Genomic DNA, 12,578 nt, shown 5'->3' on the forward strand with positions numbered 1-12,578 from the left:
CATGACATGGACGCTCGTCAGTTTGCCTTTCTGGCCCGCCAGCCTTCCGCCACCCTGCAAGCGCGGGATACGTTCTGGGGGCTGTCCAAGCGCGGACTGGCGTTCATCCTGGCCAACATGATGTTCTGGCAGCCCGTGGTGGCGATGGCCGACGGCATCGTGGTCAACGGCAGCGGCACCACACTGGGTCAGGCCGGCAATGGCGTGCCCATCGTCAACATCGCCGCCCCCAACGGCGGTGGTTTGTCCCATAACCAGTTCAGCGACTACAACGTCGGCCAGCAGGGCGTGATCCTCAACAACGCCGTCAACCGCACCCAGGAAACCCAACTTGGCGGGATCATCCTCGGCAACCCCAACCTGGGTGGCCGCGCGGCGAATGTCATCCTCAACGAAGTCAACGGCGGCAGCCCCAGCCAGCTCAAGGGCTACACCGAAGTGGCCGGGCAATCGGCCCATGTCATCGTTGCCAACCCCTACGGCGTCAGTTGCAACGGCTGCGGCTTTATCAACACCCCGAAAGCCACCCTGACCACCGGCAAACCGGTGATCGAGAACGGCCAGCTCCAGCGTTACCAGGTGGATCAAGGCAGCGTCGCCATTGAAGGCGCGGGGCTCAACGCGAGCAATATCGACCAGTTCGAAATCATCACCCGCAGCGCGAAATTCAACGCCGAGATCCAGGCCAAGCACCTGGCGGTGATCGCCGGGGCCAACGATGTCGACGCCAAGACCTTGAACGCCACGGCGCGGACCGCCAACCCGGCGGATGCGCCGCAACTGGCGATCGACTCATCCGCCCTGGGCGGCATGTACGCCGGGGCCATCAAGTTGGTGGGTACTGAGGCCGGGGTCGGGGTCAAGCTCGACGGCAAACTGATCGCCAGTGGCGGTGATATCCAACTGGATGCCAATGGCCAGTTGCGCATGGCCGAAGCCACTGCCGAGAAGGGCGCGGTGGCGATCAAGGCGCAAAGCCTCGATGCCCAGGGCGCGGTCTACGCCGGCACCGATCTCAAGGTGCAAACCCAAGACGACCTGAACAACCACAGCACCCTGGCGGCGGCCAACAGCATCAATCTGGGCAGCGGCGGGCAACTGAACAACCACGGCATCATCGAAGCCGGGGTCAACCTCGACAACAGCCGCAACCCGAACGGCGATGTCACCCTGACGGCGCAAAACCTGAACAACAGTGGCAAGAGCGTGGTGGCCAGCCGTGATCTGACGGTCACGACCAAGCAGACCCTGAACAACCAGGGCGGCACCCTGAGTGGGCAGCGCCAGGTAACGGTCAGCGCTGGGACTCTGGATAACAGCCATCAGGGCAAGCTGCTGAGCGCCGAGCGCCTGCAACTCAATGCCGAGCAAGTGCGCAACGGCCAGGGCGGCCTGATCAAGAGTCAGCAGTCCCTCAACGCCACCCTGGGCCACTTGGGCAACAGCGGTGGCGAGCTGTCGAGCCAGGGCAGCAGCACCCTGGTGCTGGCCGGCATGGACAACCTCACCGGCGTGGTGCTGGCGCAACAGACACTGGAGATTACCGGTACTGCGGAACTGGACAACCAGGGCGGGCTGCTGTCGGGCTGGCAGGGCCTGACCCTCAAGGGCACCGGCCTGAACAACAGCAACAAAGGCACCGTCTCCAGCCTCAAGGGCGGTGTCGACATCACCCTCAGCGACGCCTTGAACAACAGCCAGGGCGGCGCCCTGGTCAGCCAGCAGGCCCTGGACGTTAAGGCCGCGAGCCTCGACAACAGCTTCAAGGGCGTGATCTCCAGCGCGGGTGCACAGAGCCTCAAACTCAGCGACCGGCTGGACAACAGCCAGGGCGGCTCCATCGACAGCGCCGCCACCCTGACCCTGCAGGCCATGGCCCTGGGCAACCAGGGCGGCACAGTCAACGCCACCGGCGACCTGGAATTCATCGGCAGTGACCTGGACAACAGCCACGGCACCTTCACCGGCAAGCAGGGCGTCACCCTCGATCTGCTGGGACACTTGATCAATAACCAGGGCACGCTGTCTGCCGCCGGCCCTTTGCTGCTCAAGCGCAGCACGAAGGTTGAGAACCAGGGCGGCGAACTCTCCAGCCAGCAGTGGCTGCGGCTGTTCACCGAACACTTGGACAACCGTCAGAAAGGCCGGGTAGCGGCCAATGACTCGGTGTTGATCAGCGCCAGTGGCGAAGTGCAGAACAGCGATGGCGGCGAGATCCTCAGCCGCGAAGCCGACCTGCAACTCAATGCCGAGCGCCTGGATAACGCCAAGGGCCTGCTGCAGGCCAAGACCACCCTGGGCCTTGAGGTTGCCGCCGCTGCCGGCAACCAGGGCGGGCAGATCATTGCCCAGCAGGGCGACCTGACGCTCAAGGCGGGCCACCTCGACAACAGGGCCGGCAAGGTGTCCGCCCTCAACGGCGGCGCCACCCTGGAAACCGCTGCCGGTGGCCGCCTCGACAACCGCGACGGCGCGCTCTTCGCCCAGCAGGGCCTGCATATCAGCGCCAAGGACCTGGACAACAGCGCCGGCCAGATCAGCGCCCGGCAGATCGAGCTGGAACTCGCTGGCGCGCTGGACAACCGCCAGGGCCTGATCGAAAGCCGCAGCACCCTGGCCACCGCCGCCGCCAGCCTGGACAACCAGCGCGGGCAACTGCGGGCCCTGGGCCTGGTGAGCAAAACCCGCTTCGATATCGGCGGCACCTTCGACAACCGCGACGGCCTCCTGGAAACCGCCAACCACGACCTGGCCTTCGACGCCGGCGGCTTCAACAACCGCGGCGGCAGCCTGCTGCACAGCGGCAGCGGGGTGTTCGGCATCTCCATGGCCAACCTCGAAGACGTCGGCGGCCGCCTGAAGACCGCCGGCCAACTGACCCTGGAGGCCGAGCGCTGGACCAACAGCAGTGCAATCCAGGCCGACCAGTTGCTGGTCAAGGTCGACCACCTGACCCAGACCGCCGATGGCCAGCTCCTGGCGGGCAACGGCCTGACCGGCAGCGGCAGCCACTGGAGCAACGACGGCCTGATCGGCAGCGACGCCGCGCTCAACCTCGACCTGAGCGGCAACTACAGCGGCAAGGGGCGCCTGAGCAGCCTCGGGCAACTGGACCTGCATGCCGCCCAACTGGACCTGGCGGACAGCGCCAGCATCGCCGGCGGCGCCAACAGCACCCTGAAGGTCGACGGCGCGCTGAATAGCGCCGGGCGCATCACCGCCAAGCAGAACCTGCACCTCACGGCCGCCAGCATCAACAACCACGGCACCCTGGGCAGCGGCGAAGACCTGAACCTCACCGCCGCCACCCTGGTCAATGACCACGGCCTGATCTCCAGCGGCGGCAATATGCAGCTGCTGACCACGAGCTTCACCAACCGCTACGCCCAGGTGTACAGCCTGGGCACCGCGCTGATCGCCAAGGACGACCAGCAAACCCGCGCCGACCTGCTGGACAACCGTTCCGGGGATATCGAAAGCCTCGGCAAGCTGAGCATCGCCGCCAGCACCGTCAACAACGTCATGGACGTGCTGGAGTACACCGAGCACGAAAAGAGCGCGGCCAGTATCACTCGCTTGCCGTGTGAGTGGATTGGTTGCGACGACCGTGGCGGTGGTCGCATCAACGGCCTATGGGAAGTGGCCGAGACCGACCGCTTGCGGGTGACCAACAGCAGCGCCGCCGCCAGCCTCAACAGCGGCGCGGACCTACAGATCGACACCCAGATCCTGACCAACACCAGCAGCCTGATCACCGCGGCCGGCGACATCAACGTCAAAGCCGAGACCGTCCACAACCAGGGCCTGCAACCCCAGGAAATCACCACCCTGCGGCGGTATCAGAGCTACGTCAACGAAACCGGCAACGCCGCCGCCCGTGCCGCCGCGTTCAACGCCCGCAACAACCCGACTCCGTCTGCCAGCTTTGCTTCCGACCTCAGCGCCTTTATCGCCTGGACCGGGGTATTGCTGTCCTCCAGCAGCAAAGTGGTGGATGGCGACCAATCCTTCGCCGCCACCATCCAGGCTGGCGGCAAGGTCAACCTCAAGGCTGACAAAACCCTCGACAACAGCGTGATCCGCTCCTTCTACGAGTACGTCGGCGCCGGCAAGACCCTGACCGACACCGGCGTTGGCAACGGCTACTCGACGCCGATCCGGATCAACCCGCAACTGCCCCCGGAACTGGCCCAGCAACAGGTCAACCCCCTGGTACTGCCGGGCTTCACCCTGCCCACCAGCGGCAACGGCCTGTTCCGCCTCAGCGGCCAGGGCAGCACCTTGGCTCAGGCCCCGACGCCTGCGCAGATCGCCGGCCTGCCGGACGCCGCGAGCCTGTCCCGGCCGCACAAGTACCTGATCGAAACCAACCCGGCGCTGACCAACCTCAAGCAGTTCATGAGCTCGGACTACCTGCTGTCCCACCTCGGCTACAACCCGGACGAAAGCGCCAAACGCCTGGGGGACGGTTTCTACGAACAGAAACTCATCCAGCAAGCCATGGTGGCCCGCACCGGCCAACGCTTTATCGACGGCCAGGACAGCAACGAAAAACTCTTCAAGCACCTGATGGACAACGCCATCCAGAGCAAGCAACAGCTTGACCTGTCGGTGGGCGTGACCCTGACCTCCGAACAAATCGCCGCCCTGACCCACGACATCGTCTGGCTGGAAAGCCATGAAGTGAACGGCGAACAAGTGCTGGTGCCGGTGCTGTACCTGGCCCAGGCCAACAACCGCCTGGCGCCCAACGGCTCCCTGATCGCCGGCAAGGACGTGAGCCTGATTGCCGGCAAGGACTTGAACAACGTCGGCACCCTGCGCGCGGCTAATGACCTGTCGGCGGTGGCGGGGGAGAACCTGGTTAATAGTGGGTTGGCGGAGGCGGGCAAGGGCCTGAATCTGACGGCGGGCAAGGATCTGCTGAACAAGGCCGGTGGTGTTGTCGCTGGGCGTGATGTGGCCTTGACGGCAACTGATGGGGACGTGGTTAACGAGCGTACTTTGACCTCGCACCAAAGCAATAAGGATTCGTTCGCGCAGCAACGGGATTTTGTCGACAGTGCTGCACGGATTGAGGCCGCGAATAACCTCACCATCAATGCGGGACGCGATTTCAATAACAGTGCGGGAGTCTTAAAGAGCGCCGCAGATACTAGCATCACCGCTGGCCGCGATGTCAGCCTGACGGCTGTGGAGCAGGTGGTCGGCAATCAGCTGAACGCCAACTACCGTGACAAAAGTGTCACCCAGCATGGTTCGACACTTGAGGCAGGTCGCGACCTGTCCATCAGTGCTGGTCGCGATATCACGGCGATTGCCAGCCAGATTGAGGCCAAGCGTGATGTGTCGATGTCGGCTAAAGAAAACCTGACATTGGCTTCTGCTGCGAATGAGCAGCACTGGTTCAGCCAGACCAAGAGCTTCAAGGGGCAGGAGGATCATGGTCAGCAGGTTTCTACTGCGGTCACTGCAGGTGGCAGCGTGGCACTCAGTGCCGGTAAGGATCTGGAACTGATTGCCAGTCGGGTGAGTGCGGGGGATGAGGCTTATCTGGTAGCCGGTGGCAAGTTGGCTCTGGAGTCGGCGGAGGACACTGATTACAGCTTCTACAGCAAGACCAAGAAGAGTTCGTCTGGCAAGAAAAGCCGACTTGATGAGGTGGCGAGCACGACCAATATCGGTAGCTCCGTTTCCTCAGGAACCAATAGTGTACTGGTCGCTGGTAACGACCTGCTGGTAAAGGGCAGTGACGTCTTTGCGGAAAAAGGTGCTGCGAAGTTGGTGGCGGGTAATGACGTACAGATCCTGGCCGTTAGTGACTCCAATAGCGCCCGTCACGAAAATAGTCAAAGTAAAAGCAGTTGGGGTGGCCTGAAGTCGAGCAAGGTCAAGGATCAGGTAGCCGAGACCCAAACCACGGTAGTCGGTAGCGTCATTTCCGGCAACATCGTGGACGTGGCGGCCAAGCGCGACGTGATCGTAACAGGATCGTCATTGGTCAGTACTCGGGATCTGGCAGTTCATGCTGGGCGTGACCTGACTATCGATGCGGCCGAAAACATCTTCACTCGTAGTGAGTTGCATAAGCAGAAGAGTCGTGACCTGACGGGAGTCCTCACGGCTAACAATTTGGGCATAGACGACATAACAGGCAACCAGCATCTGTCGATCAGGAGCGGTAATCAAACCGGTAAGGCGGCGCAAACCACGTTAACGGGCAGTACTGTGGGATCGAGTGAAGGCGGTGTGAGACTGGAGGCCGTGCGCGAATTGAAGGTGGTGGCCAGTGATTTGGTCAGCACCAAGGAGATGAGTCTTACTGGTTCCAACGTGACCATCGCCGCAGGAGTGGAAACTGCCACCCAAAGCAGCACCGACAACTCGAAGAGCCTGGCGGTCGGTCGGGTCGTGGGTGGCATGATAGTCGATACAGTCAAGAGTATTCGTAATGACATCCGTGCTGCCAAAAATGCCGATGATAGCCGCCTGAAGGCGGTCAAGAGTGCTCAGGCATTGCTCTCTGCCTACAACGCGGTCGATAGCTTCAGCGCCGATGCGGCGAATCAATCCCAAGGTAAGCCAGCCAACAGCAGTGGCTCGCTTATCAAGATTGGGACTGAGTTGGGTTCGACCCAAAGCAAAAGTACTAGTGAATACAGCAGTGAAACGGCTAAGCAATCGAGCTTGACCAGTGGTGCGGGTCTGGTCATTTCAGCGGTGGGGGATGCGCCGGGTACCCGTGGCGATCTTCATGTTGTGGGTAGCAGCCTTAAGGCAAATGACACGCTGTTGATGGCGAAAAACGACATCACTCTGGAAAGCGCGCAGGACCGTGCGCAATGGGATAACCAAAATCGCAACAGCAAGACCAGTATTGGCGCCAGTTTCAATATTGGTGATCAGAACGGCTTCACCCTCGATCTCGGGGCGCAGATGGCCAAGGGTATGGGCAAGGGCCACTCGGTCTCCCAGGTCAACAGTACTGTGGATACTGGCCGGCTCATGCTGAAAAGCGGCCAGGACACCACCTTGGCTGGTGCGCAGGTACGAGCCGATACCATCAAGGCGGACGTGGGCGGCAATCTCAAAATTGCCTCTCGGCAGGACGAAGCCGAGCAGAAAAACCGCCAGATTAGCGGCGGTGTCGGCGCCAGCATCTGTGTACCGCCGTTCTGCTACGGCTCCATGGTGACCGCCAGCGGCAATATCGCCGGTAGCAAGATGAACAGTAACTACCAAGCGGTGACTGATCAGACCGGATTGTATGCAGGTAAAGGGGGATACGACATTTACGTCGGCGCCAACACCCAGCTGCAAGGCGCGGTGATTGCCAGTGAGGGCAGTGCCGACAAGAACCATCTCGACACCGGTCGTCTGATCGTCAGCGATATCAAGAATACCAGCGAAATCAAAAGCCAGTCGGCCAGCCTGAGTGCTTCCTACGCCAGCACCAAATGGGACAAACCGGGGCAACCGGTGACGCCAGACAGCGAAAGGAAATGGGCGCATTCAGAAACTGGCGGAACTTTGCCCTTGGCTCTCAAGGAGTCCGATCACAGCAGTACCCGTAGTGCCGTCAGCGAGGGGACGATCACCATTCGTGATCCGGCCGGCGCGCAGGATCTGGTAGGGCTGAATCGCGATACCCGCAATGCGAATCAGCATCTTGATCGGCCAGACGAAAAGAAGATGCAGGAGCGTATGGACCTGATCCAGAGTTCCGCGCAGCTAGCGAGTACCACCATAAATCTGATAGCTAAAGCCAAGGCAGATTCCGCTAAAGAGCAGCTAAGCAAAGCTAAAACCCCTGAGCAGCAGGCGAAGGCCAACGCAGCCCTTGCGGATGCTGCTAGTTGGAGCGTGGGTGGTGACAAACGCATCATGGCCGACATTGCCTCGGGCCTTATTGCGGCAGGCCTAGGAGGTGTTGGTGGCGCGACGACAGTTGGCATCGTTGCCAATACCACGGCCAATGACACCTTCACAAAGATTGGTGATTACGCCGATGCCCAGAAGCGCAATGCTACCGATAGCACTAGCCAAGCGGCATGGAGTGAGGGTGGCGCCGCCCGGGTATTGCTTCACGCCTTGGCCGGTGCAGCGATGGGGCTATCGAGCGGCACTGCGCAGGGCGGGGCGTTGGGAGCGGGTACGTCGGCAGCATTGATGCCTGCGATTGCAGAGGCTTTGGGCAAAAGTGGTATTGAAGAGCGCAATCAGATCGCTATTGCAACACTCATCGCTGCGGGGCTTGGAGTATCGGCCGGATCGCTTGAAGGCACTGCTGGAGCAATCGCAGGTGGCGGTAGCGGGGCAGGGGTCGAGGTTAATAATCGGCAGCATCATCGTGATCAAGAACTTCCGCTACTGAAGAAAAAAGCCGAGGAGCTGGAGCAGGCACTGGGCAAACCGAAGTCTGACGCCTTGTGGGAGGATTTGCTCCTTCTTGCCAGTGGCGCAGAAGTGGATGCTGTTGAAAAAGCTCGCTTAGAAGCCTTGGTTGAGAGGTGGGGGAATGACCCAACCACGGATTGGTTCAAGCGCGATCTGGAGGTTGCAAAAAACGCCGTAAAACAGTTGGCGGATCAAAAAATCCCGCTGACCTGGGCAGATGGCAAGCCGATCATTGCCTATGGCAACCCTGTCTATGCGTTCGCCTCGACGCCAGAGCAGTTTAATGACTCAGGTTTGTTCAACGGCCTTGGAAAAGGCCTTTATGGCGAGCTGACAGCGGCCGAAAAATGGAAGCAATATGGGAAGGATCAGGCTCAGGCATACAGCAAGGAAATCCTGGATTTTTCGAGTAACAACCTAAGCGCGAAAAATGCTGCTGATCGGATATTGACGCTGGCGGTAAAGAATACAGAGTCGGTGAGTATCATCGATGATGTCATCTTGTCTCTGGGCGGAGTGGTAGGAGGTAAGGCTACTCTCAAGGCGATATGGGAAGCTGTAGTAGCAAGGGGCGCGGCGAAGAAGGCTGTGGCGACGGAAGCTGAGAGTCTCGCTGCTCAAGGCGCCGCTAATGCAACTGGGACAAAATTCATCTCTCAGTCTGAGGCCAAGCTGGCAGGCTATAAACCCTGCTGTTTTGCAGCTGGCACTATGGTCGCGACTCCCAATGGGGAGCGTGCTATTGAAACGCTTAAAGTCGGCGATGTTGTTTGGAGCAAGCCTGAACAGGGCGGAGAGCCATTCGCGGCAGTTATCACTGCAACTCATGTCCGAACTGATCAGCCTATCTATCGCTTGGGTTTGAGGAAGGACGGTTTAGGCGGCGTCACAGCGTCGGAGACGCTGGAGGTGACTCCAGGGCATCCATTCTATGTTCCGGCACGCAAGGGTTTTGTCCCTCTTATTGAGCTCAAATCCGGTGATCGCCTGCAGTCGTTGGGAGATGGGGCTGGTGAAGGCAGTTCGATTACGGTGGCGTCTGTTGAGCTGCTGCAACCTCAGGGGCGAACCTACAACCTGACGGTGGACATTGGCCATACGTTCTATGTTGGTAAACTTGGTACGTGGGTGCATAACGTTGGGCCTTGCTATAGCTGTAATAATGGTAGTTGCTCGCTCCATGGAGTGGGTACAAACCCGCCGCACTCAGAGTTGTCTCAACCAGGAGGGCTGGCATCTACTGAGGGGAGTCAAGTGGTTAAGCCAAACGGAAAGTTGTCTAACCCCACTCACCCATTAGAAAAGCACGGGCCTGATGCTAGCGATGCATACCTTAAAGATAGAGTTAAAAATGAGTTGATTAATAGCAATCGCATAGGTTCGCGAACAGCATTCAATGATCGGGCGCAAATGGAGGATGCCATAGCCAAAACATTATTAATCAAGGGTCAGGAAGTGAGGTTGTGGTTGGCTTCCTCACCTCCTGCGGGTGTAACTAGGCCTTTCCTTGCTAATCCAGGGTTAGGGAACTTGGGGCGCGGATTTGAAGTCCTTAATAAGGGTGGTCCGGTTTCTAAAATAGTTAAACCTATGCCTAATGTTAATTTGGTACTTAAGTCTGATGGTAAAGGTGGTTATGTGATTCATACGGCGCATCCTGAGTTTTGATGGAGGTCAATATGGCTGAGTTTGAGTGGAAAGAGCGATTTCTTGATATGTTTGCGGCTACCGTGAATCAGCAGACGCTTGAAGAGGCTGCGGAAGATATGGCGTCGTTGAGTTTTTGTTATCCTGGGTTTCATGATGATTATTTGAGGACTTTTGATTTTGCTATAAGTGCCTTGCGTTCTGGTGATGCTTATCCATTTGAATGTATAAATAGAAGTGGATATAAGGCTTATGATGTTGAAAGTGCTCTTGAGTTGGTTGAGGGGTTGAGGGATATCTATATGAAAAATTATGCGGGGGGGGAGGGGAAGTAATTGGATATTGATTATTTTAATTAGCGATAAATATATGGATTTAATGGTGCCGTCTATGGAGGTTGAGTTTCTTCGACGTCTCAGAGGCAAACAGGTCGTCAAGCTTGTTAGATATAGCTGGTGGCCAGCTTCGGAAGTTGCCGCTCAATGTGGTATTGAGGATAGGTTGGCATTTTCATTGACGGCAGGACCTTTAGCTATCTATTTTGAGGGAGGCATAATCCTTGGTCTTTCGAGTGACCCCTCTCTGAATAGCGTCATTGTTTGGGATGAGGGTGCGAGGGCCGCTAGTCAAGATCCGAATTCATTGGGTCGAGACGAGGAACTGTTCGCTATTTCTGAGTCTGGATCGTTTTCCACTGTTTTTTGGAAGCAGCTTATTGGTTGTTGTGTAATTGATGTGACAATACTTAAGCGCGGGCAGATGAATGCGAAGGAGCTCCAGCGCCCCAGTGAAGTTGGCTTGCGTTTTAATTTGTCAGGAGGCAGGAGTTTTATCGTATCTCACGGATTGCATGCCAATTCTGATGATTTTTCAGTGCTAGAGGAGTCTCAGTTTAATTCGGTGGAGCTGGGGGAAGTTTCGATAATTTAACGCGAATTTTGATATCTAGGGGGCTTCGGGAAAGTCCGTAGATGTGCGAAGGAGGTGGAAAGGTGCGACGCTTAATAATCAAAGAGATGGCAGTTGGATGGCTATATGAAAATGGCGGATCAAACTATATCTGCAGGATTAAAGTGGCTTCATGATTTGGATGTTTACGATATGCGAAATTATAAGCCGGAATCGGCAGCGAGCTTTTGTTCTCTCCTTTAAGCGATTATTGGTCCATTGGGTGACGATGGGGAGGAGTCATTTGATATAGAGGTTTGTACTCTGGCGCGGATTGAGGGAGGTTGCGCGAAAAATGTGGTTGTTGTTGGAGGTGATTTTATATGATGAGACGGATTTCTCAGATGTGACTCTTGAAGATTTTGCAGGCGCCTTGCTGGAGTGGAAGGAAGTAATTATCTCGAAATATATGTTGGTAGGTGCATGCATCGATTTCTAAATTTCAATAGGTGAAGGAAATATGTCTGTTCTAGATCTCAATTGGCAACCTGGATTTGGTTCAGTGCTCACTTGGTTTGCAATGGATAAATGTGGGCGGATTGCCGTGATGGTGAACAACTGCTTCGGTGATTTGCCCAAGGCGTTGCTCAAGGTTGCTGCGGTTGAGTCACTGCTCGATCGGATGAATGAATATATGTGGGAGGAGTCAAAAGAGTTTTGTGATTATCCAATACCGAAAAATGGCGGTTTTGACTTGGACCTGTATTCCGCTTGTCGTCACCGAAGTTGTTTGTGCAAAAAGTCTATCGTAGGTGGTCTTGAAAGTAGTCTGGCGAAAATGGGTCATTACAGTGAAACGAATTTTCCTGTCAATAAGGGGCTTTTTGTCTATCACGCTATTGAAGGTAGCTACGAGGGTGAGGATTATCCAGTAGGGTACGATGGCAACACGGTGATGGGTGACTACTTTAGATATCTGCTCCCGACAGTTTTCGCGTCGATCGAGGATTTTCCTCAACCATTGCGCAGAGGCATCGCTGTTTCGGATCAGTTGGACTTTACAGTTGATCGGCTGCTGCACAACGAACGTATCAATGAATATCTCCCCACTCTGTACTCAGGCTAAAGGGGCGGCGTTGTACCGCCCCCTGTCTGCCTATGCCGATAGTTGCCCCTGCATCCGGCGCCCCGCCACATCCATCAAATCACAGCCATCGCGCAGCAAAATGCTACACACCAGCGCCAGTTCCTGTAGCACCACTGCGCCTTTGGGCGCTTCATCAGAAACCGCGAAGTTTTCCAGTAGTTGAGTCACAGCGCGAATGCGATACGCCGCTGCATCGTGCAGGACGTCTATGGGAGCTCGGGTATCGATCAGCAGTGAGGGAATGTTGCAGTCGTGGCCGGTTATAGCTTGATAACGCGTCATTTATTGAGCCTCTTTAGTTTGACTGAGGACTCTGTAGATCAGGTCGCCAAACCCGGTCGTCCTTTCAACGACCCCTCGACTATATCCAGCGTTCCCCCTGTCCTTAAAGCCCCATTCCTACTGGATCGTCTGCTTCTGCCGTAAGGCAATTCCTAATTTGCCGAGCGTATCTTTTCGAGCCGGTCCGGGGCGATTTTCCTGGCTTACAATGCCGCCG

At 57.2% G+C, this 12,578-nt stretch carries 5 protein-coding genes; 4 read left to right on the forward strand and 1 reads right to left on the reverse strand.

Annotation, left to right across the window (positions count from 1 at the left end; genetic code table 11):
• Positions 1–6: 6 nt before the first annotated feature.
• From LOY69_RS07805 to LOY69_RS07820, 4 genes are all read left to right on the forward strand, one after another.
• Positions 7–10,065: a hemagglutinin repeat-containing protein gene (locus tag LOY69_RS07805; RefSeq protein WP_265074348.1), complete on the forward strand. Its 10,059-nt coding sequence runs from the start codon at positions 7–9 to the stop codon at positions 10,063–10,065.
• Between the two features lie 11 nt (positions 10,066–10,076).
• Complete coding sequence (locus LOY69_RS07810) at positions 10,077–10,379, forward strand: hypothetical protein (RefSeq protein ID WP_265074349.1); 303 nt, start codon at positions 10,077–10,079, stop codon at positions 10,377–10,379.
• Positions 10,380–10,386: 7 nt separating this feature from the next.
• On the forward strand, positions 10,387–10,974 hold the full coding sequence (locus LOY69_RS07815; protein WP_265074350.1) for a hypothetical protein: 588 nt from the start codon (positions 10,387–10,389) through the stop codon (positions 10,972–10,974).
• Between the two features lie 478 nt (positions 10,975–11,452).
• On the forward strand, positions 11,453–12,058 hold the full coding sequence (locus LOY69_RS07820; protein WP_265074351.1) for a hypothetical protein: 606 nt from the start codon (positions 11,453–11,455) through the stop codon (positions 12,056–12,058).
• 30 nt (positions 12,059–12,088) lie between these two features.
• On the opposite strand, the gene LOY69_RS07825 is transcribed toward LOY69_RS07820, so the two are convergent.
• Complete coding sequence (locus LOY69_RS07825) at positions 12,089–12,361, reverse strand: hypothetical protein (RefSeq protein WP_265074352.1); 273 nt, start codon at positions 12,359–12,361, stop codon at positions 12,089–12,091.
• Positions 12,362–12,578: the final 217 nt, after the last annotated feature.

Source organism: Pseudomonas sp. B21-059, from assembly GCF_026016285.1.
GTDB lineage: Bacteria > Pseudomonadota > Gammaproteobacteria > Pseudomonadales > Pseudomonadaceae > Aquipseudomonas > Aquipseudomonas danubii.

Excerpts from the sequence above, each read along its gene's own strand:
- LOY69_RS07825 (WP_265074352.1), bottom strand. The coding sequence starts at position 12,361 with ATGACGCGTTATCAAGCTATAACCGGCCACGACTGCAACATTCCCTCA.
- LOY69_RS07805 (WP_265074348.1), top strand. The coding sequence starts at position 7 with ATGGACGCTCGTCAGTTTGCCTTTCTGGCCCGCCAGCCTTCCGCCACC.
- LOY69_RS07820 (WP_265074351.1), top strand. The coding sequence starts at position 11,453 with ATGTCTGTTCTAGATCTCAATTGGCAACCTGGATTTGGTTCAGTGCTC.
- LOY69_RS07810 (WP_265074349.1), top strand. The coding sequence starts at position 10,077 with ATGGCTGAGTTTGAGTGGAAAGAGCGATTTCTTGATATGTTTGCGGCT.